We start from the raw sequence: 21,792 nt of genomic DNA, 5'->3' as shown, positions 1-21,792 counted from the left end.
GAATTGATAATTTTTCTGTCAATTTTATTCGTATGAATTAGATATCGTATCCCCTTGTATTGGCTCTTTACCATCTTTAAATAGAATACGAATTGACTTTCCATTTACAATATCTGGCGCATCCATTACCTGAAAATGAATATGAGCTTCTGATGAATTACCAGAGTTTCCGCATTTCCCAATAAGTTGCCCTGCCGTTACGATTTCACCTGATTTTACTAAAATCGAGTCCTTTTTAAAATGTGCAATCATACTAAATTCATTATTTGCATGTTCAATCACGACATAGTTTCCTGCTGGATTATGTTCATCCATTTCACCAGGCACATTATCTTTTATTCCATCTACAACTGTTACGACTTTACCATCTGCTGGTGCTATAATATCTTCATCAAAAGCATAAAAATTTTCATTTCGAATTGGGCTATTTTGATAAGATTGTCCATCTTGAACTTTTACTAAATCGTAAGCATATCGCTGACCTTCATATAAATAATGATAATTTACAAATTCATTCGTACCACCCCAAAAAACAAACCACTCATCTCTAATTGGCATTATGTATTTATTTTTTGTATACTGTTGGTCCGTTTTCGGAAAAACAGTAAAAGGCGTTAAATAAAAACGCTGTATTTGATTGAATGTATCAAAGGAAGCTACAACTGCTTTCTCACGTTTATCATCTAACCATACATAATGTGTTAAATTTTGTAATACCGTCTTTGTTTCTAATTGATAATTTTTAACACCATTATTAAAAGATGTGCTCAGCTCAATAAATTGTTCTAAAGTGACTATCTTCTGAAACTCTTCTGATGTAGCATCATAAACTTTTTCGTAACCTTCTTTTAACCAAATATCTATGACTTCTTCTGGACTACTGAATTTCTCCATATTGACAACTCCCATTAATGTATAAATAAAACATTTAATTATCTATACGATGTTTACTTACGAAAAGTTTCAATAACGTACAATATTTGTGTTTTGTTATTTGGACTCCAACATAAAGAAGCTAATTTCTATGTTGTTGTTCATCTGTTGTTCATATTGCTTTTTTATAATAAATCTGAGCAGTAGGTGTATATATTCTTTTAGAGTATAAAGTAGTACTTTTAAGGGAAAAAAACATTTAAATAGTGCTATGAATCGGGTGATTGAAATGCTAATAATTGCTACTATATTTATTACAGCAGCACTAGTTTTTTATTCAGTAGGAGTATGGGCAGAAAAATTCCAAAAAACATTAAAGTTATGGCATGTGATTATTTTTTGGATAGGCTTACTATGCGATACACTTGGAACTACTATGATGGAAAAAATGGCCTCCCAAGGATCTCTATTTAGTTTTCATGGCATAACAGGTTTATTAGCAATCTTGTTAATGTTATTTCATGCCATTTGGGCTTCTATTGTATTGGTAAAAAAAGACTCAGAAATGATGAGAAAATTCCATACGTTAAGTATATTAGTATGGTTCATTTGGTTGATTCCTTATATATCTGGAATGATATATGGTATGACCAAATAACATAAGGGATGGATTTAAGCAATTTCTTCCCTCACCCAATCATAAGTCAGAAAATAAATATAAATTTGATACAAAAAAAGCCTTTCTATGCTAGAGATAAGGCTCTTTTGAAAGCTGTAGCGTCTGCCAACGCTACAGCTTTTTCTTTGCCCTCGAAGCTTCTTTCAATTGAATCTGTTTACCCAGCAGCATAAGCATTAGCAAAGACTATAGAAACCATTGTTATAACAGGATTCCCCAGCTACATTATGCTATATTTTTATTTTAGGGTGCAAAACGGAGCATAAATCAAACTATAACATTTAACTAAATAAAACGTCATAAAAATAAGACTACCAAAAAGTGATAGTCTTACGCTTTGTTTATTTACGTACTTGGCTTAATTTGTCTACTATATACTTCGATTCAATATAAATACCATTAATTTCACCATCATCCGGATATTGGTCAATGTAAGACCAACCCGCAACTGATCCATATACATGAACCTTTGTTTCACTTTCAATTAATCCTGCACTTCCAAATCCTTTACTTGCTATTAGGTATGAATCTATATATTCAGTTGAACTGCTAATATATTTCACTACAGGCTTAGGATTAGTAATAAAACTTGTTTTAACGTAACCTATGATGTTTCCATATTGGACATACGAATAGCCATTCCCAACCTCTCCGTAATTATCCATTAGTATTCCGTTACTGAGTGTTCCTAATGTATTGCTGTCTGCTGTTGGTTTTTCTTTAACTACTACACCGCTTTTAGAATTAGATATACTAATTGTTTGAGGTAAGTCAAATTCTATTTGAGTTACTTCAATAAAGCCATGTTGCCCATTAAATAAAATGGGCATCCAACCACCTTCCGCCATATATTCGGAAATAACAAATTCTCCACCCTTCACATGACCAATAGTTTTGGATGACCTGGAGGGTAACTCTTTAACAGTTGCCCCAGACTTTGTAATCTTTACGGTATACTTTATTTCCATAAAATCAAAATCTGCTAAAGTTTGATTTTGTGCAAATATCTTCTCCTCATTTAAAAAAAAGCAACTCAACAGCACGCATACTATTACACTTATTTTTTTCATAAAAATCCACTCCTTTCCAAACAAATGCTACTATAAAATAACATTTGTTTCCATGCTATTTTTCTTACTAATTGAAAATGCTAGATACATGTATAGATTAACTAGCAGTGTAATTGCTATGACTAAAAATCTGCTGACCTGTTCGTCTTATTAATGCTTGAGCTCCATCAAATTTAGGGTAGTTTCGTATGTTGCTATCACAGGATTCCCCAACCACATTATGCTATACTATTTCTATTATTTTCAGGGTGCAAGGTATTACATCAATAAGCAAGAAAGCCTTATGTATCAACGGTTTAACGGTAATTTAGCATAAACATTAATTGCATGATACTGCATATAATAGCTTTGCATTGGGGCTAGGTGGGGCAGAATGGGGCTAATTAAAAACTAGGCGAGCGTGTGTATAGGAATGTGTGAGTGATTTAGATTGGGGCTAACTGCTTCAATCTTTTTTTGTTATGTAAATAGACCATTTAAGGCTCTTCAGGAGTTATTTGCTTTTTCCTATAAAGAATCGGGCCAATAATTGAACGAATTACTTACAACAACATGAATTTAATATTCTTCCATACAAGTTAAAAATAAAAGCCATATCTCAATTGAGAAATGGCTAAAATAATGTTAGTGTCTTTCCTATTATAAATCCTAATTTACTACATCTACAAGATGAATATTTTGATCAATCTTTATCTGTTATTAAAGTTTTATATAACGTTTCCATAAAAGTGTAAATTTACAACATCTAAAAAGGATGACTGTTCCCGTATTACCTTCTGGTTAATCTAGGTACTTTAATCTTTGGTAATGTCCTACCTCAAGTGGACAACCCATTTTACACCCTCAGAATAATTTGTATTATATGGCCACCCCATAAACATGGCTACAATTGAATCTAAGTTTGATAAAATTGGTGCCTTTGAAGCAACAGCATACCTTATATTTTAATTCCAAATCAGGTTAGCTATGACACGAACAATCCCAGCAGTTACAATCAAACATACTGCTAAAAAGAAAGTAGGTGTTAGTCATTCTTATAATCTTTGGGCTAACTTCTAAATACGCATTAATGCACCATTAGGCTTTGGTAACTCTTGAGCTGTTATCATATTCATTTTACAAAAATGTTTAAAAAATTGTTGTGCCAGCTCTCGTTCATTTGGGTCACTTTTCAACGAAACTATATCAAGCAAAATTTGAGCCATCCATAAATTTTCAAAATAACGATATTTACCTGTCTTCCATGTCATTTTTTCAGGGAATTTTTCATTTATATAATATTGCCAGAAAAGCAGCTGATCCGACTCCTGTTCTGTAAGTTGAATTCTGTATTTTGAATGAGCAGGAATATATCCATCTTCACAAAGCTTACCGACAAAATCTTCATTCACCATATAGACACCTAAGATACGTCTGTCTTTTTCAGGCATGCCGGAATCTATTGCTGTTAATAGGACAGCGCTATTTTGGTGCAAGCGGCTCGGCTTGTTTGGCTTTCCTTTGTTATTACCACTTTTTAATACGCCTGAAAAAACTTTCCGCTCTGAAAAAGAACTATTCTGTTCTTCTGTGTCACACCAAAAAACCATTTGTGATTCGGGATGAAGTTTATGGTTTTTCATAAGTTTTTCGTGTTCCAAGCGAAGTACCAGTTTTTTTCGTTGTAGTTTTTTTTCCTCTTCCTTCTTCCATTCTTCCTCTTTTCGTTCGTTTTCCTTTTTTTTCAAAATTTCTTCAAGTGACTTAGCATCACTTTTATCATGTAGTTTTAGGTGCTTTCCAAATACATCAGGGAAAACAAACATTTTATTTTCCGATGCGAAATGTATTTCAATACGAGAATCATTATGTTTAACTATACTACCCATGCCAAAACGCTTGTGTGTAACTTTCTTATTGATTAGATTCATTATTCTAGTCCTCCTTATGAAATAAAAAATCGGTTACTATTAGATAGTAAATTAATAATTTTATTCAACTAACTTCCTTTAAAGCTCACATAACTGTTTTAATTTTTTCTTCGGCTTAAAAAGGATATTAAAAAAACGTATCCAAATTCTATCTGCAAAAAGGACAGCGGAATTCGAAATACGATTTTAAAAAAATAATTGTAAGACTATTATAACATTTTTTTATAAATTCACAAATTTATTATTGACAACACAATTTATCATGAAGTAAAATGAAAATTTATTCTCTAAATCCCCTTGAAATAGCTATGAAATAAAGGCCTCCAAAAAGTCACGAAACTTCTGGAAAGCGCCCCTATAAATTAACCACTTGATTACGTGATAAGCATAGGAGGGATTCATGATATAAAACCAATACAAGTAATTCCTTTCCTAGAAAAGAAATGGATGGATTAATCCGTGTACTAATCATAAATGCTGAATACGAGATATTTTCCAATTATGTTCCATATAAAAAGACCCCAATTTCGCAAAGGTTATTTGCAAAAAAATCAGGGTCGGGATTGAATGTTCAGTTAGAGAAGGTCCCATTTTGTGTAAATGAGCTCTATGATCTGCCCTAAAAAATCCGGATAGATAGTTTTCTCTAGACAAAAAACCTAGAGCTGCACCAAAATCATTTTCCGTTAAAGGTAAATTATTCGAATCTATTTCTTTTAAAATTGCATATTTTAATTTTTCCTTATTCATATAATCGCCTCCTGATTCTATAATAAGTCATAGGATGGAAATTATATAATATATAAATGATACAAAAAAGCCTTACAGTGTACTGTAAAGCTTTTCTAATTGGCATATACTAAATCTATATGATAAACTATTTCTGCACTTCAAAGGGCATGAATCAATGAGCTGTAGCGTCTGCCAACGCTGCGGCTTTTTCTATGCCTTCTGATAAACCTTTCACCCATGCCTGTACCTCTGCATAGTTCACTGGTTCCCTGCCAACCATACGAATGAATGATTTTGTGTTAGTACGTTCAGCCAGTGTATTCCAACGACTTGTATCAAGCTCTTCTAAAACGACTGTTTCCATTTTGACCTCTTGGCCAACTATTCTTGAAAAGGATTCTCCTACAAAATCAACGTTTTTTACACCAGCAAATAAATTCTTAATCATGTTCAATTCCCCTCTCTATTTGTTATTGATTAACTATCTTGCAAAGTTATTTTGACTGTATGCAATAGGTCTTTTAGTAGTGTTTCAGCATGATAAACATTGTCGCTTAGTATTCTGTTGAAAACTCCATAACGATGGTAATCATGAACAATGCCGAGCTGTACATCGGCTTCCTCAACATCGCAACGACCGAAAAATTTTTCTTCGACTAGCTGTTGAACATAATGTGCATTTTCTAAGATCTCTCGAATGTCCTCTAGTGCATCTACTGTGTCTACTAAGCTAAATGTTACTGTTGTTTTTTCCATGTTTCTTAGCTCCTATCTGCTGTGTTTTATAGTGTGATTTAATAGTCATTATTCACTGTTGAATGATTCGTTACCTTAGCGAATTGTTGCTACTGCATTCAAAAGTAATTGCTAGTTGTGGTCCGACATGATACACCATTCTTTAGCTGTTACTTTCATTTGGATGCCCCCCTTTTTAAGTGGACGAAACTTCGTCTCCCTGAATTTATTTATTGATCTGTTGTGTGAGCAATATTAGATAGCCCTTAAGCATGGCACGAGCTACTTGTTGGCGTTGCTGTTTAGTAAATCGCTTCATCCATTCACCTACCTTCCTAACGCATGTCGGCTATTTCTAGTCCATTCACCGACTAACCATTGATGGTTGTCCACAACAGACTGTATTTCACTGTCATTAGTATAGCACTGACTTTATTTCGAAGTCAACTGCATTTCGCTGTCATTTTGTTTAGATTTTCTGTATAATAAATATATAGAGAGGTGATAATGTGGGAGTTAGAGCTAAATCAAGATTAAAAATAATCCTTGATGAAAGAAATATCTCAATCCGAAAATGTTCGGAAATATCAGGAGTAAACTTTGAAACAGTCCGTAAAATGTACAACGATGAATCTAAACAATATCAACGTGATACGCTTGGGGCACTATGCAAGGCATTAGATTGCGAAATCAGTGACTTGTTAGAACTTGTTGAGGAATAACCACACAAAAAAAGCATCTACTCTTCTGGAGCGGATGCTTTTTGTTTTCTGGCGCCAGCGTAATAGTAGCACATTTTTGATACTGCTGATGTTTTAATTTCGATATGCATATCTCTTCAGGTACTTTATAAATACTTTGTCACCATACTACATTTGTGGCATAATACTTCTACTGACTAACCACAAAAGGGTAACCAATCTTGAGCTGTAGCGTGTAACACGCTGCGGCTTTTTTATTTTTTCTTCAATTAACAGGCAATTGAACCTCTTCTTCATTAGATTAAAGAATTCTCACCTCTTTTAATTGTTCTGCTATAAACAATCTTTATATTAAAAAAAATTCAATTTAATAGACGTATTACTAATCGTGTTTCAACGTGAAAACATAACCTATTAGTGTGAGGCTCAGAATATTTCAAAAAATAGTTATGGGGTCAAAAATATAAAAGGGAGGTGACACAATAATGAACAACAAAAATCACTTAAGTTTTATTTGCAATGATTGTTGTGAAGGTAATAATTTTTTTTGGCCCCGTATAAAAGCTATAGACATATCTTCTATCCCATCTCCTCCAGTCGTTATCCCTGAAGGAACTATTATTCCAACGATAAATAGATATTTCTATATTGTTACAGAAGATATTGATCTAACAAACGGAGCAACCCTTCCAGCTAATTTATTTACAGATGATAATGGCGATCCAGTAACAGCATTCAAACTTTTTAATCCCAACGGATATGTCAATCTTTACATCAATGCTGTGATGCAAGAGGGCGGTGCCTATAAAGTAACCCCAGATTCGTTAACTCTTGACCCATTTAATGCAACTATTTTTGCTGGAACTCCAATCATTATAGAATCATTGGGATTCCAACAAATGTGATATAAAAATCTTTTAAATAATGCTTCTTCCCTTGAAAGGAGGTGAAAAAAATGGCACTTTCAATTATTAATATTCATGTAAATGTTACAGGTACTTCGACTAGATTTTTTGATGTTTTAGCAGCAAATTTGACGGTCGCTGATGGTACTACTATTCCTGCAACTGCCTTTCTAGATGATAGCGGGACTGCTGCCACTGCTTTTCCGGTAGTAGTAAACGGCTACTATAATTTCTATATCAACGGTGTATTACAAGAAGGCGATTCGTATACAATTTCAACAACAGAATTAACTTTTAACGGTGTTACTGGTACAATCACAGCGGGAACTCCATTAGTAGTAGAAGCTGTAGAATTAGTTACACAAACTTAATGAACCACTTCTATACTTTTATTTTGCAGGACAAGTCCCTATACAGATGTAATAATTACAGCATAGTTATAGTAATGTTAAGCTATTTAGCTTAGCTAAGAAATCTCCCGATTTTTTTGGCTTTGGGTCACTCTGATCAAGTGACCCTTTTACATTTATATTTTATTTAGATTTCAAAGCCTAGCTATATTCATATTGAAAGCATTATATATAGTGTATCCCATTTATGCTTTACATTTTTACCAAACCTTAGATCACCATTATAGCCATTTCTTATTATGGAGATGGCTCTTTTTATTTCATCCTCCGACACATATTTATAGTTGTAATGCTTTCAACTTGAATTACATACAATGGACTTGGGATAGCAACCTGTTGCATTGCATCGCCCCAAGTTGTTATTGCACTGCGCTATCCCACTAAATCATAATAATTTATTCAATTCCCTTATATTGTTCAGTAAACCTACACAGTTTAATAAAGAGATTAAGTATAAATTTATAATTAAAATGAAAGGGAAAATAATGATTTTACACCTACTTTTGATATTTCTTATTCCATGGATTATCTGTATAATGCACCTTTACAAAAAAGATAAAATGTTACTTTTCTTGTTTTCTCCATTTTTTAGCGTTGTTACCTATACAATAAATACCCTAGGTTTTTATTTTGGTTTTTGGGAGGTGCTACCTTTTCCTAATCAAAAAAATTTAGCTTCATTACCTTTTGATTTAGGAATTTATCCTGTCTTCGCATGTTACTTAATCTTTTTCATTAAAAAAATTAACAAACCTTATTTTGTTCTATTTTTAATGACCTTGCTCACCACTTTTTTAGAAATGGTATTTGTTTATTTTGAAAGGGTAACTTACGGAAACGGTTGGAATATCTATCTTACCTTTTTCTCATATTTGCTCCCTTATTCTTTTTTGTATTGGTATTACAGATTTTTAATAAAAATAAATGTAATAAAATAATCTTCAACTTTCCTCTATTCTAACGGGGATATTTTGTTAAACAAAGCTCATTTAATTGATGAATCTTTATTTTAAAAATTACATTCTTAGCTCTTTTTTGTTACGAACATTGTTCGTAGTTCAATTTCCAATTCCAAAACAATACGCTCAAATTTGAGCATAGTTCCTTACTATTAAGGCGATTCTATAGAGATACCTCTCTTTCCGTCTGTAGCCGACAATTTAACGGTAACTGAAATTATTAAAGTAGATGAATTAGCAGAATTAAAGCAAGTTATAGAAGCTCAAGAAAAGGAATTACAAGGTGAACAAACAAAAAAGACTAGGTACTCATAAAAATGAGTCCTGGTCTTTTGCTTAAATTATTAAATTAAACGATTGGTAGCTTATTAGTTTACCCAAACAATAAAATAGCCACCCCTACAATTACACAAACAATTCCACTTAAAAATTGACCAATTCCGGATGCCTCTCCCATTAAAAACAAATTAAAAATATTTTTGCTTTTTTGACTCTTTCCAAAAAGACCATCATCTGTTTTCATTCGATAAATTCCCCAAGCAGTTAAAACAATCCCAAAAATGATAAAAATACTTACTAAACCTAACATATTAAATAATCTCCTTATTTGTCATTTTCATCAAAAATAAAAACTTCTTCTATCGATTGATTAAAAATCGATGCAATTTTATAGGCAAGCAATACAGAAGGATTATACTTCTGATTCTCAAGTGAAATAATCGTCCTTGAAGATACACTTACACGATCAGCCAATTCTTGTTGAGTTAAATTATGCTGTTTTCTTAAATCTCGCACTCTATTTTCCATATTCATCCTCCATTAGAATTAAAGGACTCGTTCATAGAAAAACTTAGTTACAGTATTGAGGATGAAAAGAGCTAGTATTAATAGTAAAAGAACCGCTTTTACAGATAATACAATAAAATTACTCAAAAACAGCAAAACTATTATTAATAACGTTATACCTTGCATAGTTATATTTGAAGCATGTCCTTCAATAAGAGCATCTCTTTCATCATATTCTTTCGATAAATCATCCTCTTTTTCCGATTTTCTTAAATAGATTGTAATCGATACAATCAAAATAATAATACCAGCAATGAAAAGATAGATTGCCGACACTTTGTCTACTGGATTCATCAAAAGACTAATAACACCTAACATAATTGCAAGGAACGATATTAATACTCTTTGAAATAACTTTCGTTTCAATACAATACTCCCCTCCGAAATATGAAGTTGACTTCATGTGAAGTTTATTTCATATTACATACTTTTAAAAACGGAGTCAAGTTAAATATTTGCCAAATAACAAAATTTATATTATAAATACAAAAAAACTTACTAAATTAGCTGTGCATCATGTTTAACATTGAATGTCTAAACGAGATTCTGATGCTGAGTTTTCCGTCGTTTTCTAATGGAAATTAGAGTAAGTATATAAACAAAAAAATACCAAGTCCTCATTCTATAGCGAGCACTTGGTACTTGATTAGATTACATTGTTCTTTCTCCTCTCTTTCTTTCAAGTTAATATTGGTCTGTTGTAGGGTTTAACAAGTCATCTCTCTTTAGTAGATTATAGGAAAACGAAATTTCGTCCCCCTCTTATTTCATTTATAGTCCCCACTGATCTTTTAATTTGGTTAAAAGCTTCATCTTACTACCGTCATCACCGCACGCATCGGGATGAAACTTCTTGGATGCCATTCTATAGATTTCATGTAGCATCTTCTTTTCATCTTCGTTGTAGTTACTAGTCGAAGCGGTTGAGTAACTACTTCCGTCACCGCTTGAATAATTGTTGTAGTTACGCTTAAAGCTTTCTTCGTAACTACGTCTTCTATATTCTTCTTGCACCTTTTTCTTAACCTTTAGCTCCTCTAAGTACGCTGGATTGCGCAATGTCCCAAATACGTCATAGCAATACCGGTATTCACCTGGTCCATATTCCTTTTCAAATGCTACCTCCGCTTCTCTATGTGCCTTGAGGATAGCTTCTTGTTCCTTCTTAACCCTATATTCTTCTGTCTGTTGAAACTCCAACTCAATTTGTTCAATGAGTGGTTCCAACTTAGCGTTAATAAGTTCATGAAAGGTATCTTCATCAATGCCCATTTCATTTAGTTTCTCCTTTAAAGTCTGATTAACATAATGATCGCCGTACCAGGAATCTATGAAATCATAGTAACTCATTGTGCAGATAACCCATTGTTTCTTTTTCACTTCACCTTTTTCTCGGTAGCTGTGATGAATACTAATTTTATAGGCATCTAAAATTGGTCTTTCAAATCGTTCATCGCTGTATGTGTAACTATATGACGTCTTAGGTTCTTCACCAGCAAAGCCAAATGTTGTCTCACTAACAATGATTTCTTTACGTGTGCCATACGGATCCTGCTTCTTCTTTTGTATTTTCTGAATGACACAAAACATGTATCTTCTCCTTTCTATGTAGTTACTTTCCGAATGCATAAAGTACCTACACGACTAATAATACGCTACTGCCTTATGGAAGCGGTTTTTTATCGTAAACTTTTCAGCATAGTTCTGTAACGCGCTTTCTGATAAATCAACCCGGCCATACTGTTTTTCTTTTTCTCGCCGCTTCTTAATCTCTTCGTCAAATGAACCATCACGATCCCAGTAATCTGAAAGCAACTCATCTTCTTCCATTTTCTCTACCTGAGCATCCCATTCAGTAACCGACAATTCATGAGCATCTTCTTTTATTTGGTCATGTTCTAAAACAAAGCTCAAACACTCTTTCAGAGTCTTTAACACATCAGGGTATAAACCAACGGAATTTGCTTTCCAAGCCTCATACTGCGCTCGCTCGTCATCATAGAGAAGGGAAACTGCTTCTTCCAATACTTCGACACGCTTTTTTACTTTTTCCATGCGCTGATTTCGTTTTTCATAAAGCTCTACCAGGTAAATAGCATAATCTTCAACATGACAAGCCAATTTGTAGATGCGTCCGCTACCATAATCGAAACCTGTTATAGTGGGAACGATCCCTTCATAAGCTTCCTGTCGCTCCGCTTGATATACTCGTTCGATTTCTTCTAATTCTCGTTGTGCATGTAAGTACGCCCAAAATTGGCTGTCTGTCATCATGCTATCACCCTTTCATTCGTTGTTCTTTTGCTTTTAAACGATCAGCCATACTTTGTTGGCTAGTGTTTGAAACATCCTCTAAATGGACTTCCTGATCGTTTAAAAGCTTAATTAGCCTTTTGTACGCTAAATTCTCTAATGCTTTTAAATTTTTTATAGCCCTTGTGGGTTCGGTATTTACATAATCAAAGAAAATCATGGCTGTACGTTCTCTTGGTACGTTATCAAGTCTATGAGCTAAAATAAGCTCGTCCTTAAATTTTAATTCATCCCAGCAACTCGAGAGAATATCTTGAGCCTTTTCAATCACCTCAATAGCAGCTGATATTTTATAACGCTTAACCTCACCTTCTGGCATTGTTTCTGCTTCTTTTAGCGATTCATAAGCAGCTGGTATTTGCTTTTTAAATAGGCGTTTTAATTCATCTAAAGTCAATATCTTTCACCATCCCGTATATACAGTACACCTACATTTTCCAACATCTTAGTGGGTTGCCGACAAAAGCCAACATCTTCGAAGCGGTTATTAGCCTCCTACAAGAGACATACCTTAGCATTTCTTAGCATCCTTAATACGGAAATATGTTAGCAAAAGTTAGCATGGTTGCATTCTAGATGCACACTATTTTTTTGAATTCATGTATGTGTTCAGTTCGGAATTTTTAATCACATATTCATAAGCTTTACTGCCTGTTAATGCACATACTTTTCATACACTTTCTTACTGACTGACAAATCAAGTCGGAATTTCTCTTTTGCGATCATTAAATCAACTGTATCGGCTAAGATTGGCTCTCGTTCAATTAACATCTCAGGTGTCATCTGATTTTTCTTTAGAGATTTCACGTGTCCATGACGACTAGAAACTGCTTTGTTAGCAATTGTATTTGCTTTTATAAAGCTCACCGTTGTTGGTTCTAGTAATGATTGTTGCAACTTAGCCATTGTTTCCTTTTGATGCACTTTGTCTAGCATCCTAAAGATTTGAAAACCTTCTAACCCTGACGACTGGCGAAGTGTTTTAACTACTTCAAATAGCCAATCTTCAAATGCTTCTGCTTCAGGTCTTTGTGAACGAGTTATCGCTTTGTAAATCCCTTGTTCGGATATTGCTGTAAACTTCTGATTCATACCAGTCAATTTGACATGTGTAAGAAATTTACTTTTTAAGTGTCTTGTCATAGCAGCTGTACTACTGTAACAAAGGGCATCGGCTATATCTTTAGCAATTCCCCACCACTCACCTTCAATTTCCACAAAACGAATTTCATAATCGAGCCATTTCTCTGTTTTGATGTCCACTATGTTTTCCTCCTCTCATTTTTCAAACATTGCAACCATCGCACGAAAAGGTTGCATCCTTTTTTCTTGGATATGCACACTTTTGGATGCATACTTTTTGTTCTAATTCATGGGTTTTCTTGGGGTTTGTTTGTTTTGGAAAAGTATTTGTGTTGTGTTTTGGAACGTTCCAATCAACTCTCAAAATAACGCTATGAAACGACTGCTTTCCCTTAGTTAAATCAATGTAGTACTACTGGCAAACGATTGGAGTACTACAATGGAGTACTCCGTAAAATGTTAGGTTTTGCAAGGCTCTAAAATCACTAATACCTTACGTTTTCTTACTGTCCTGTTCCGTTTGGGAAGTGAATTGAGTTCCGTTTTGGAAACGTTGCAACCTTAACATTTCTCAACATGTCCAGTGCATCGAAAAACGTAATTTATCTGAGCTTTTGTAGCATTTCAAAAGGAACGCTATTTAGTAACGTTACCAATCAGTAAGTCATCATTTGTAGCTTTCAAAACCAATCATCGAATCGTTGCATTTCTTCCAATTCCTTATAATTCCGATGTGCTAGCGGTTTAGCCAATTTCAAATATTGTTCCTGGTATTCAGTATCTGGAAAATACTCAATCAATTCAGCGCATCTACATACAGCTACACCGCCTATCCAGTTTTCTTTCACTGCTATTCTCCTAACAGTTTGATAAGGTACCTCAAAGAGCTGGGAAACATCCTTTAACGATGTACGGCTATTTTTCTGAGATCGTGCATAATATTCTCGCATCCAATCCCAATCATATTTCTTATTCAAAATGCCATCACCCCTAAAACATGTTTTACAGCCCTTTTTAGAACATTCGTTTCACGTTTGTACTTTTTCTCACAAAATAGATTTAAAACGCCCCTGTCGCTTCTTGTGCGTTCTAAGCTATATCTCCACCGAATGTCTCTGTACATCTTCTGCAAATTGGTAACTAGAAAAATTGTGCTTTATATAAAAGACGTTAACAAAGGTTAACAACTTCTCTTTTTAAGGTGTCTGATTTGTCCGATTACTATCTCTGTAGGGAGAGTCAAATTTGACACACGTCGTTTCAGGACTAACATCTCTATCCTTTCAACGCGGCTCGAACATGATAATAAAGATGGTTGTATATCCAGTTACCGCTTAATTGCCTATCATTCAAAAAGGTTGTAGAGAAGCGGTAGCGTGCTTCAAACGTTTTGATTCGTGCGAGTAATGCTTTGGAGTTGTAATGGCTTCTGTAGTTACCATGCACCAAGTCTGAGTAACTACCTTCTATTAATAAAGTAAAGTTTGATTTCTGCGATCGGATCAATTCATGTTCGAACCTCTCCTCTTTGATACTACTGGCTAACTCGTCAATGCTGTTCTTACGTTCTACTGTTAATGGAAAATAGGTATCTCTGTATATACCCAGCTCGAAATTTTGCGGAATCATAGCACTATAATCCCCTGTATCTAGCTTTATAGCTGTATATGGGATATTATTGATTTGAAAAAAGTTTATAATATGCTGATTCACCTGCTCCCTAGTATCAATGAGTACCACCATTGACGAGAGGAGCTTTTTTAGTTCGGTGTCTGTATATTTGAATTTAGTGATCATCTATAGATTACCTTCATTCCCTTGATATTCGCTAAATTCATACCCCATACTAAAACCTTGTAAAAAAGCCCCCTGTTCTGCTTCCTTTACATGTTTCACCATTAACTCCACTAATGTATCGTTATCAACGTTGTTCAAAGGTAAGGCTTTTAAGAATGTGCTTAATTCATTTGCAGTCTGTATAAAAGCCTCTGTACGTTCAATTTCAATAAATAAGTTATCTAAATTAGGAAAATTTATTATGTCCCCCATGTTCCTTCCACCCTTTCTAAAATCGTTTAGATAGCCTTAGAAGCGTTTTTAACTCTCATCCTTATTGCTTATCAAATTTAATGCTAAAACACTTCTACGAGTTTGCTATACATTTTTCAACCTACTTTACCCACTCATTGCTGTAGGACCTTGCTTTTTCCTCTCAATCAACATGTTCAATATATGGCTACTAAGCTTATTAGGAATTTCCTCAAGCTGTGCTGTCTCTTGTAAAACTGTCATGATTGAATCGTAATCAGAATATAAAAGCCATCCAGGTATTTCTTTATAGACTTGCTCGTCAACATTATCGAATGTGAATTTTATTGCTTTTTCAATACTTACAATTTGCTCATTTCTAGAAAGAGACCGACCGACGACTGTTTTTTCTTTTTTCTTTTCTTCTTTTTCTCTATCTACGCTATTAGATAAACTAGAGGCGTTAAAAGAGTAGTCGTCTGTCGTTTTCTCAGTCAAAATCTCTTGATGATAATCTTTGTTGTATTCATTAGTAGTAATCTCTGTTGTATTCTCTTGTGTATTCTCTGTAGTAATCTTTGTTAAAGAAATCGAATTATTTAAATTTCCATTTTCAATATTTTTGATTTCGTTTTCAGAAATTTTTAAAATGGATTTTTGATTATTTTGATTTCCATTTTTAAATTTTTGAATTTCCATTTCAGAATTTTTAATATTGGAAATCGAATTATTTGAATTTCCATTTTCAACATTTTCGATTTCCATTTCTAATTTTTTAAAAAAGGAAGTAAGGCAAAGGGTCAGATGGTCTATATCCAGTTTGTAATGAATTGTTGGGCTACCATTCGCCTTTATTTTCTTTGTTTCGACGATACCTAATTCACTTAACTTCTTAGTATGCTTATCAATTTGGTGTTTACTGATATGAATTTCGTCATGCCATTCTTTGGCTGTTTTATAAAAGAAACCGTCCGAACGCTTAGCATGATCTGACCAATAAACTAGCTGTGATAAAAACACACCACCATCCAATGAATCCATAAATCTATTAAAAATTCGATTGACAGTGAAGTAATAATTTTCATCCTCTATACTTTCTGTAATAAGTTGTTTAACGAATTCTCTGTTGTTCAAATTCAATCACCTCGATTCTTAGAAGCTGTCTTAAAACACAACTCCTACCCTCGTTAATATTATTGAGATTAAAAAATCGATTCTGCCGCACCTCTCATGGCTTCAATAATCTTCCTATGTGTAGCAATATAAAGCTCTTTGTCATGCAAATATGCTGTGAGGTCATCCTTATTTCTGGCTAACCAATAACCCGAATGATTACCATTCTTAATGCTCACTACTGGCATACCTTTCGAGCGCAAATTAAAAATAAGCTGATGAAAATAACGTCGCTCTTTAATCATCAATCGCTCCATAATTTCTGAACCTGTTAAACTCTCTGAATCTCCCAACCCTTCTAAAATACGATAGATACGTAATTCGTCATTTGTTAGATTTTCATACATTCTCTTTGCCTCCGTTCTTTCACCTACTCCATACACACGCCGCCAAGTTGTGTGGTTTCACCATTCACTCGTAATTTCACTTATAACTTCAAATGCTTGCCTTGCTGGCCACCATCTTTTTCTTGCTTTTTTTATTTCAATTGCTCGCATACGAACATCACATACAATGTCACTTTCTAAAAAGCGTGGTGACATATTGGTTAAATCCGCCATTTTCTTGAGATCAATAAACCATAAAGACTCTCTAACTTCTTCATCAAGCCGCTTTTCGATGTATTGTCGAATGGCTTGTTTATCGAGTTGTAATTCTATATTCGCAGGTAACATCTCATAGCCCCCTTTACTATGCTGTTGGTGTAGCTAGCCATTTTTCGATTGTTTCACGGTGAAAAACAATTTTGCCGCGTAATTTTTTATAAGGTATTTCATTATTGCGGACCATTACATAAACGGTTGCGGTACTTAAATCAAGTACTTTCGCTACTTCAGGAACTGTTAAAACGAGTTTATCCATGCATAACACCTCCAAATATTCATTTTAGGAATATTCCTGATATGAATATTATAGTATTTTATAAATAGATGCAATATTTTATATTCATTTTGGGAATATTATTGTATATTAAGGTTATAAAGAAGAGGTGAAAACAATGTTCATTGAGGTTAATCTTGGCGAAACAATCAAAGAGGCCAGAAAAAAGAAAGATATGACAATGATTGAACTAGCCGACAAAGCTGAAATAACTCAAGGATATCTCTCTAAAATCGAAAACAATCTTAAAATACCAAAAATAGATACCTTGAAGACATTAGGCAGCATCTTAGACATCCCACTTGGGGAGTTATTAATTGGTGCCAAATATATAGATGAGTGGAAAGAAATGCTTCTAGAAAATCTATTAAAACCACCCAAGATACCTACACTAGGAGAAGCTATACGAGAGGTTAGAGAAGATATGTACGATGTTAGCGGTAACCAACTGCATATTACATTATCTGATATATCTAAAGAGACAAATATTCCACAAACTACACTTGAACAAATAGAAAACGGTGTGGAAATTCTACTTACCAATGTTCAACTTATGGAACTTGCTAAGGCTCTAGATGTTACTTTTGCTTATTTATATTTGTTAGCTGGTAAAGGAAACAATCTGTTCGAACAAAATATTTTAAACAATATACTAATTCAGTTAAGGTCACTTCAGCATAGTAGTGTAAAAAAATTCTCTTCAATGATTTTTGAAGAATTCTATGAATTGAATAAAGAGTTAAGTAATGGTTCTATACTAGAAGTAGACTCTGCTAAAAGAATTTATGATGCATATATCTTTGCTAATGAGATAAATCAACTGATGCAATTACATGCCATGTCAAATTCATGGCGTGATTCCCCTGATCTTCAGTATTTATTAAACTTACCAGACGTTCAAATTAACTACGGAGGACGAAAATTATCGCCAACTGACAAACAAAAAATACTGACAAAAATAGAAGAAATGAAAGACGAATTCGAGTATCAAGATTAAATAAAACTCACCTATTCCTGTACACACGCCGCCAAGCATGAAAGGAATGGACAAGGTGAAGTTATATAAATCAGCAAAAGAACCTGAAATATATCACTATTTCAATGCGAATAAAGAAAAACTATGGATGTTTCGACATAAATATTATGATGCTGCTGGGAAGCGGAGAGAAAAGAAGAAAAGTGGTTTTAAAACAGAAAAAGCAGCATTGAAAGCCCTGTTGGAAGTGAAGGCTGCAACGCTGCGTGGTGAAAAAAGGTATGTAGAAAATGACCAAATGACTGTTGGTGAATGGCTAGACACTTGGTATGAAACGAATAAAGGTAAATGGAAAAAAGGGACACAGGTTCAACGAGAAATCATTGTACGTGTTCACTTAAAACCTCTACTCGGCCATTACAAGCTGCAAAAATTAGACAAGCAAACATATCAAAGAATATTTATCAATGCACTTGTTGGCGAATACCAGGCTAGTACAATACGGGCATGGCATACCATTTTTAAAATTGCTGTTAATGCTGCAGTTGAAGAAGAAATACTCAATCGTAACCGCTTCACGAAAGTAACAATTCCGACAGAGAGCCAAAAGAAAAAGGAAGCTGCTAACTTCCTTACTCCTACTGAGTTGGTCACTTTTTTAGAGAATGCCAAACAGCATGAAAATATTACCCACTACACTTTTTTCCTAACGATCGCTTATACAGGTATCCGCCGTGGCGAAGCATTAGGATTGCAGTGGAAGAATATCGACTTTCAAAACAACACTATTACTATTGAACGTACTAGGGATGTTATTGGCATCCACACACCAAAAACAACGAATAGCTATAGAACTATTTTAGTGGATGAAGCGATTATGAAGCAACTCGAAACTTATTTAAAGTGGTGTAAAATAGCGTTATTTAAAAATGGCCGTAAATTACAAGAGGACTTATCAAAAGATGATTCATTTGTCTTCATATTTGAACATGCTGCGGATCCGATTGCTCCGACAAGTCCTATTTATGCATTCAAAAAAATTTTAGAACGGACTGGATTGCCAAAAACAACGATACATGGTTTAAGGCATACACATTGCACCATCTTGTTAAATCGTGGGCTCAATGTGAAAGTTATAGCTGAGAGATTAGGTAATACACCTAAAATGATTATGGATGTATACGGTCATGTTCTAAAGGAATTAGAAGCAGAATCTGTTTCGTTATTTAGCCAAACTTTACAGGCTAGTGGGGCTAAAACTGGGGCTAATCAATAACGAATGTGACTGAAATCATTGCTATTAAAGGATTCCCCAACCACATTATGCTATACTATTTCTATTATCGAAATATTTGAAACGAGGGATGCTAGATGACAAATATACAGCAATTAGATGCGTATTTCACAGAACATCGCGAGACACACTTAAATGAATTAAACGAATTTTTACGTATTCCAAGTATTAGTTCTTTATCTGAGCATAAAGGGGATATACAAAGTGCTGCTGAGTGGCTAGCGAACGCTTTTAAAAAATTAAATCTTGAGAATATCTCTATTACTCAAACTGCAGGTCACCCTGTTGTTTATGCTGATTGGTTACATGCAGAGGGCAAACCAACTATTCTGTTTTATGGTCATTATGATGTACAGCCTGTTGATCCATTAAATTTATGGGAAACAGAGCCATTCAACCCTACAATTCGTGATAACAAATTGTTTGCTCGTGGTGCTAGTGACGATAAAGGACAAGTGTTTATGCACTTGAAAATGATTGAAGCCTTATTTGCAACAACTGGCACATTACCAGTAAACGTGAAATTCATCTATGAAGGTGAAGAAGAGATTGGCAGCCCTAACCTTCCTGCCTATGTTGAAGAACATAAAGCGAAATTAGCTGCAGATTTAATTTTGATTTCTGATACAGGTCTATACGGTCCTGGTAAGCCTGCTGTATGTTATGGATTACGTGGCTTAACGGGTATTCAAATTGATGTTCGTGGCGCAAAAGGTGACCTTCACTCTGGTCTTTACGGTGGCGGTGTCCAAAATTCTATTCATGCATTAGCTGACATTTTAGCCTCTTTCCGTGATGAACATGGCACAATTCAAGTAGAGGGCTTCTACGACAAAGTTTTACCATTATCTGAAGAGGAACGCGAAGCTTACCGCGCTCTTGGTTTTGATGAAGAATCAGTGAAAGAAGAAGTTGGTGTGAAGGAATTATTCGGTGAAGCTGGCTATTCCTATTTAGAACGCACTTGGGCACGCCCAACATTAGAGGTTAATGGTGTGTTTGGTGGCTTCTCTGGCGAAGGCATTAAAACGGTTCTTCCTGCTGAGGCTGGCGCAAAAATCACATGCCGTCTTGTTCCAAATCAAGAGCCTGATGAAATTGTAGCACTTTTAAAAGCACATATTGAAAAACATAAGCCAGCTGGTGTTGAAGTGACAATCTCTGAATTCGATAAAGGTCGTCCATTCTTAACACCATTTGATCATCCACTTATCCAAGCTGCTGGTCGCTCGTACGAAAAAGTATATAATGTCCCAACTGCTTACACACGCGGAGGTGGATCAATCCCTATCGTAGCTGCCTTTGATGAAATTTTAGGATTGCCAGTTGTTTTAATGGGCTTCGGATTATCAAGTGAAAACTTCCATGCACCAAATGAACACTTCCATTTAGAAAACTTCGATAAAGGACTACGCGTTTTAAGCGATTATTTATTTGAAGTTGCTGAATTACAAAAATAAAATCCTAACGTCTTTCATCAAGTGTTTGGACACCCGCTGAAAAGTAGCTTAGATCCGCATTCATCTCACCACCTATAAGAGGTGGGAGACTTCTGATGAAAGAAGTTAAATAAATCCCCTCGTCTATTTCAAACGAGGGGATTTTGCTATATTATTCTCCAAAAATCGTGACGATATCTGCTGATTTTTTACGTTCTTTCCCTTTTGGTACTTCATCAAAATAGCCAACTTGCAGCATTGCGATAACACGCTCACCCGGCTGAACCTTTAAAGCTTCACGGAATTTTGGGTTATCTAAGAAAGCAGGTGTTTTCCAGCATGAGCCGATTCCTCTATCCCATGCTAGCAATTGGATGTTTTGAATAAAAATACTTGCCGCTGCGTAATCTTCTAAACGCTCTTTTTGTCGCGCATCCTCTGGAACGATCACAAAAGCATAGCCACCTGATAATGTAAATTTCATCATTTGCTTCGCTAAATCTTCATCTGAAAGCTCCTGCCATTTCGGTATAGCTAGATCACGCAATAAATTATAAAGAGTAGATAACTCCTTACCACATGCAACTACTAAACGCCAAGGCTCCCGATTACCATGATTCGGTGCCCATACCGCATCGTCAATAATTGCCATCATATCTTCGCGATTTACAGGCTGACCATTAAATTTTTTAATAGAACGACGCTCTATAATCGCATCCCTAACAGACAAAAAATGTTCGCTCATATACTTCTATCTCCTTCTATAACATTACAGCATATTGAAATT

Annotated in this window: 29 protein-coding genes; 8 read left to right on the top strand and 21 right to left on the bottom strand. The window is 34.6% G+C overall.

The genetic code is table 11. The annotated features are described in order from the left end of the window. Positions 1–24 precede the first annotated feature (24 nt). Positions 25–894: a M23 family metallopeptidase gene (locus QUF91_RS02875; protein ID WP_289416791.1), complete on the bottom strand. Its 870-nt coding sequence runs from the start codon at positions 892–894 to the stop codon at positions 25–27. Positions 895–1,162: 268 nt separating this feature from the next. Between QUF91_RS02875 and QUF91_RS02870 the strand changes: the two genes are divergently transcribed. Next, positions 1,163–1,531: an HsmA family protein gene (locus QUF91_RS02870; protein WP_285396644.1), complete on the top strand. Its 369-nt coding sequence runs from the start codon at positions 1,163–1,165 to the stop codon at positions 1,529–1,531. 362 nt (positions 1,532–1,893) lie between these two features. Here the strand turns inward: QUF91_RS02870 and QUF91_RS02865 are convergent, their stop codons facing one another. The 5 genes from QUF91_RS02865 to QUF91_RS02845 form a co-directional block, all read right to left on the bottom strand. Beyond that, a complete protein-coding gene (locus QUF91_RS02865) occupies positions 1,894–2,622 on the bottom strand; it encodes an SH3 domain-containing protein (protein WP_285396645.1) in 729 nt (242 codons plus the stop codon). A gap of 1,055 nt (positions 2,623–3,677) precedes the next feature. Next, on the bottom strand, positions 3,678–4,532 hold the full coding sequence (locus tag QUF91_RS02860; RefSeq protein WP_289416790.1) for a malate synthase: 855 nt from the start codon (positions 4,530–4,532) through the stop codon (positions 3,678–3,680). A 468-nt stretch (positions 4,533–5,000) separates the two neighbouring features. Then, the gene (locus QUF91_RS02855) at positions 5,001–5,282 is read right to left on the bottom strand and encodes a hypothetical protein (RefSeq protein WP_289416789.1); all 282 of its coding nucleotides are present in this window, start codon (positions 5,280–5,282) and stop codon (positions 5,001–5,003) included. Between the two features lie 154 nt (positions 5,283–5,436). Next, positions 5,437–5,712 carry a hypothetical protein gene (locus tag QUF91_RS02850; RefSeq protein WP_289416788.1) on the bottom strand — a complete coding sequence of 92 codons (276 nt, stop codon included), beginning with the start codon at positions 5,710–5,712 and terminating at the stop codon, positions 5,437–5,439. A gap of 29 nt (positions 5,713–5,741) precedes the next feature. Then, positions 5,742–6,020: a hypothetical protein gene (locus QUF91_RS02845; protein WP_289416787.1), complete on the bottom strand. Its 279-nt coding sequence runs from the start codon at positions 6,018–6,020 to the stop codon at positions 5,742–5,744. Positions 6,021–6,508: 488 nt separating this feature from the next. Between QUF91_RS02845 and QUF91_RS02840 the strand changes: the two genes are divergently transcribed. The 4 genes from QUF91_RS02840 (at position 6,509) to QUF91_RS02825 (ending at position 8,953) form a co-directional block, all read left to right on the top strand. Beyond that, positions 6,509–6,721 (top strand): helix-turn-helix domain-containing protein, encoded by a 213-nt coding sequence (locus QUF91_RS02840; protein ID WP_289416786.1) that lies wholly within the window; start codon positions 6,509–6,511, stop codon positions 6,719–6,721. 464 nt (positions 6,722–7,185) lie between these two features. Beyond that, positions 7,186–7,605 carry a DUF4183 domain-containing protein gene (locus tag QUF91_RS02835; RefSeq protein ID WP_289416785.1) on the top strand — a complete coding sequence of 140 codons (420 nt, stop codon included), beginning with the start codon at positions 7,186–7,188 and terminating at the stop codon, positions 7,603–7,605. 50 nt (positions 7,606–7,655) lie between these two features. Then, positions 7,656–7,976, top strand: a complete 321-nt coding sequence (locus QUF91_RS02830) for a DUF4183 domain-containing protein (protein WP_289416784.1) — start codon at positions 7,656–7,658, stop codon at positions 7,974–7,976. Positions 7,977–8,485: 509 nt separating this feature from the next. Then, a complete protein-coding gene (locus tag QUF91_RS02825) occupies positions 8,486–8,953 on the top strand; it encodes a CBO0543 family protein (RefSeq protein WP_353957834.1) in 468 nt (155 codons plus the stop codon). 394 nt (positions 8,954–9,347) lie between these two features. Here QUF91_RS02825 and QUF91_RS02820 read toward each other — a convergent pair whose 3' ends face one another. The 14 genes from QUF91_RS02820 to QUF91_RS02755 form a co-directional block, all read right to left on the bottom strand. Then, positions 9,348–9,563 (bottom strand): hypothetical protein, encoded by a 216-nt coding sequence (locus QUF91_RS02820; protein ID WP_289416783.1) that lies wholly within the window; start codon positions 9,561–9,563, stop codon positions 9,348–9,350. Positions 9,564–9,577: 14 nt separating this feature from the next. After that, entirely contained in the window at positions 9,578–9,781 is a 204-nt protein-coding gene (locus QUF91_RS02815) for a helix-turn-helix transcriptional regulator (protein WP_068985171.1), read from the bottom strand. An 18-nt stretch (positions 9,782–9,799) separates the two neighbouring features. Continuing rightward, a complete protein-coding gene (locus QUF91_RS02810; protein WP_289416782.1) occupies positions 9,800–10,186 on the bottom strand; it encodes a DUF2178 domain-containing protein in 387 nt (128 codons plus the stop codon). Positions 10,187–10,591: 405 nt separating this feature from the next. Next, positions 10,592–11,410 carry a hypothetical protein gene (locus QUF91_RS02805; RefSeq protein ID WP_289416781.1) on the bottom strand — a complete coding sequence of 273 codons (819 nt, stop codon included), beginning with the start codon at positions 11,408–11,410 and terminating at the stop codon, positions 10,592–10,594. A 54-nt stretch (positions 11,411–11,464) separates the two neighbouring features. Beyond that, positions 11,465–12,091: a hypothetical protein gene (locus QUF91_RS02800; RefSeq protein ID WP_289416780.1), complete on the bottom strand. Its 627-nt coding sequence runs from the start codon at positions 12,089–12,091 to the stop codon at positions 11,465–11,467. A gap of 7 nt (positions 12,092–12,098) precedes the next feature. Next, on the bottom strand, positions 12,099–12,530 hold the full coding sequence (locus QUF91_RS02795; protein WP_289416779.1) for a hypothetical protein: 432 nt from the start codon (positions 12,528–12,530) through the stop codon (positions 12,099–12,101). 257 nt (positions 12,531–12,787) lie between these two features. Then, positions 12,788–13,396, bottom strand: coding sequence for a BRO-N domain-containing protein (locus QUF91_RS02790; protein WP_289416778.1), 609 nt, complete (start codon positions 13,394–13,396; stop codon positions 12,788–12,790). Positions 13,397–13,896: 500 nt separating this feature from the next. After that, positions 13,897–14,193: a hypothetical protein gene (locus QUF91_RS02785; protein WP_289416777.1), complete on the bottom strand. Its 297-nt coding sequence runs from the start codon at positions 14,191–14,193 to the stop codon at positions 13,897–13,899. Between the two features lie 298 nt (positions 14,194–14,491). After that, complete coding sequence (locus QUF91_RS02780; RefSeq protein WP_289416776.1) at positions 14,492–15,013, bottom strand: ERCC4 domain-containing protein; 522 nt, start codon at positions 15,011–15,013, stop codon at positions 14,492–14,494. Further along, the gene (locus QUF91_RS02775; RefSeq protein WP_289416775.1) at positions 15,014–15,265 is read right to left on the bottom strand and encodes a hypothetical protein; all 252 of its coding nucleotides are present in this window, start codon (positions 15,263–15,265) and stop codon (positions 15,014–15,016) included. Positions 15,266–15,391: 126 nt separating this feature from the next. Further along, positions 15,392–16,378: a hypothetical protein gene (locus QUF91_RS02770; protein WP_289416774.1), complete on the bottom strand. Its 987-nt coding sequence runs from the start codon at positions 16,376–16,378 to the stop codon at positions 15,392–15,394. 68 nt (positions 16,379–16,446) lie between these two features. After that, positions 16,447–16,764, bottom strand: coding sequence for a hypothetical protein (locus QUF91_RS02765; RefSeq protein ID WP_289416773.1), 318 nt, complete (start codon positions 16,762–16,764; stop codon positions 16,447–16,449). A 57-nt stretch (positions 16,765–16,821) separates the two neighbouring features. After that, positions 16,822–17,091: a hypothetical protein gene (locus QUF91_RS02760; RefSeq protein ID WP_289416772.1), complete on the bottom strand. Its 270-nt coding sequence runs from the start codon at positions 17,089–17,091 to the stop codon at positions 16,822–16,824. Between the two features lie 16 nt (positions 17,092–17,107). Then, a complete protein-coding gene (locus QUF91_RS02755) occupies positions 17,108–17,278 on the bottom strand; it encodes a helix-turn-helix domain-containing protein (protein ID WP_289416771.1) in 171 nt (56 codons plus the stop codon). 136 nt (positions 17,279–17,414) lie between these two features. On the opposite strand from QUF91_RS02755, the gene QUF91_RS02750 reads away from it, so the two are divergent. From QUF91_RS02750 to QUF91_RS02740, 3 genes are all read left to right on the top strand, one after another. Further along, positions 17,415–18,293: a helix-turn-helix domain-containing protein gene (locus QUF91_RS02750; protein ID WP_289416770.1), complete on the top strand. Its 879-nt coding sequence runs from the start codon at positions 17,415–17,417 to the stop codon at positions 18,291–18,293. 55 nt (positions 18,294–18,348) lie between these two features. Further along, positions 18,349–19,548: a site-specific integrase gene (locus QUF91_RS02745; protein ID WP_483308074.1), complete on the top strand. Its 1,200-nt coding sequence runs from the start codon at positions 18,349–18,351 to the stop codon at positions 19,546–19,548. 95 nt (positions 19,549–19,643) lie between these two features. Further along, positions 19,644–21,026 (top strand): dipeptidase, encoded by a 1,383-nt coding sequence (locus QUF91_RS02740; protein ID WP_289416768.1) that lies wholly within the window; start codon positions 19,644–19,646, stop codon positions 21,024–21,026. A 151-nt stretch (positions 21,027–21,177) separates the two neighbouring features. On the opposite strand, the gene QUF91_RS02735 is transcribed toward QUF91_RS02740, so the two are convergent. Further along, on the bottom strand, positions 21,178–21,750 hold the full coding sequence (locus QUF91_RS02735) for a nitroreductase family protein (RefSeq protein WP_285396651.1): 573 nt from the start codon (positions 21,748–21,750) through the stop codon (positions 21,178–21,180). Positions 21,751–21,792: the final 42 nt, after the last annotated feature.

It is taken from the genome of Lysinibacillus sp. G4S2 (genome assembly GCF_030348505.1).
In the GTDB taxonomy this organism is placed as follows: Bacteria; Bacillota; Bacilli; order Bacillales_A; family Planococcaceae; genus Lysinibacillus.
Note: the sequence above shows the minus strand (reverse complement) of the source record. Positions and strands in the feature narration are given on the sequence as shown.

Excerpts from the sequence above, each read along its gene's own strand:
- QUF91_RS02875 (WP_289416791.1), bottom strand. The coding sequence starts at position 894 with ATGGAGAAATTCAGTAGTCCAGAAGAAGTCATAGATATTTGGTTAAAA.
- QUF91_RS02870 (WP_285396644.1), top strand. The coding sequence starts at position 1,163 with ATGCTAATAATTGCTACTATATTTATTACAGCAGCACTAGTTTTTTAT.
- QUF91_RS02865 (WP_285396645.1), bottom strand. The coding sequence starts at position 2,622 with ATGAAAAAAATAAGTGTAATAGTATGCGTGCTGTTGAGTTGCTTTTTT.
- QUF91_RS02860 (WP_289416790.1), bottom strand. The coding sequence starts at position 4,532 with ATGAATCTAATCAATAAGAAAGTTACACACAAGCGTTTTGGCATGGGT.
- QUF91_RS02855 (WP_289416789.1), bottom strand. The coding sequence starts at position 5,282 with ATGAATAAGGAAAAATTAAAATATGCAATTTTAAAAGAAATAGATTCG.
- QUF91_RS02850 (WP_289416788.1), bottom strand. The coding sequence starts at position 5,712 with ATGATTAAGAATTTATTTGCTGGTGTAAAAAACGTTGATTTTGTAGGA.
- QUF91_RS02845 (WP_289416787.1), bottom strand. The coding sequence starts at position 6,020 with ATGGAAAAAACAACAGTAACATTTAGCTTAGTAGACACAGTAGATGCA.
- QUF91_RS02835 (WP_289416785.1), top strand. The coding sequence starts at position 7,186 with ATGAACAACAAAAATCACTTAAGTTTTATTTGCAATGATTGTTGTGAA.
- QUF91_RS02830 (WP_289416784.1), top strand. The coding sequence starts at position 7,656 with ATGGCACTTTCAATTATTAATATTCATGTAAATGTTACAGGTACTTCG.
- QUF91_RS02825 (WP_353957834.1), top strand. The coding sequence starts at position 8,486 with ATGAAAGGGAAAATAATGATTTTACACCTACTTTTGATATTTCTTATT.
- QUF91_RS02820 (WP_289416783.1), bottom strand. The coding sequence starts at position 9,563 with ATGTTAGGTTTAGTAAGTATTTTTATCATTTTTGGGATTGTTTTAACT.
- QUF91_RS02815 (WP_068985171.1), bottom strand. The coding sequence starts at position 9,781 with ATGGAAAATAGAGTGCGAGATTTAAGAAAACAGCATAATTTAACTCAA.
- QUF91_RS02805 (WP_289416781.1), bottom strand. The coding sequence starts at position 11,410 with ATGTTTTGTGTCATTCAGAAAATACAAAAGAAGAAGCAGGATCCGTAT.
- QUF91_RS02800 (WP_289416780.1), bottom strand. The coding sequence starts at position 12,091 with ATGACAGACAGCCAATTTTGGGCGTACTTACATGCACAACGAGAATTA.
- QUF91_RS02780 (WP_289416776.1), bottom strand. The coding sequence starts at position 15,013 with ATGATCACTAAATTCAAATATACAGACACCGAACTAAAAAAGCTCCTC.
- QUF91_RS02775 (WP_289416775.1), bottom strand. The coding sequence starts at position 15,265 with ATGGGGGACATAATAAATTTTCCTAATTTAGATAACTTATTTATTGAA.
- QUF91_RS02765 (WP_289416773.1), bottom strand. The coding sequence starts at position 16,764 with ATGTATGAAAATCTAACAAATGACGAATTACGTATCTATCGTATTTTA.
- QUF91_RS02760 (WP_289416772.1), bottom strand. The coding sequence starts at position 17,091 with ATGTTACCTGCGAATATAGAATTACAACTCGATAAACAAGCCATTCGA.
- QUF91_RS02755 (WP_289416771.1), bottom strand. The coding sequence starts at position 17,278 with ATGGATAAACTCGTTTTAACAGTTCCTGAAGTAGCGAAAGTACTTGAT.
- QUF91_RS02750 (WP_289416770.1), top strand. The coding sequence starts at position 17,415 with ATGTTCATTGAGGTTAATCTTGGCGAAACAATCAAAGAGGCCAGAAAA.
- QUF91_RS02740 (WP_289416768.1), top strand. The coding sequence starts at position 19,644 with ATGACAAATATACAGCAATTAGATGCGTATTTCACAGAACATCGCGAG.
- QUF91_RS02735 (WP_285396651.1), bottom strand. The coding sequence starts at position 21,750 with ATGAGCGAACATTTTTTGTCTGTTAGGGATGCGATTATAGAGCGTCGT.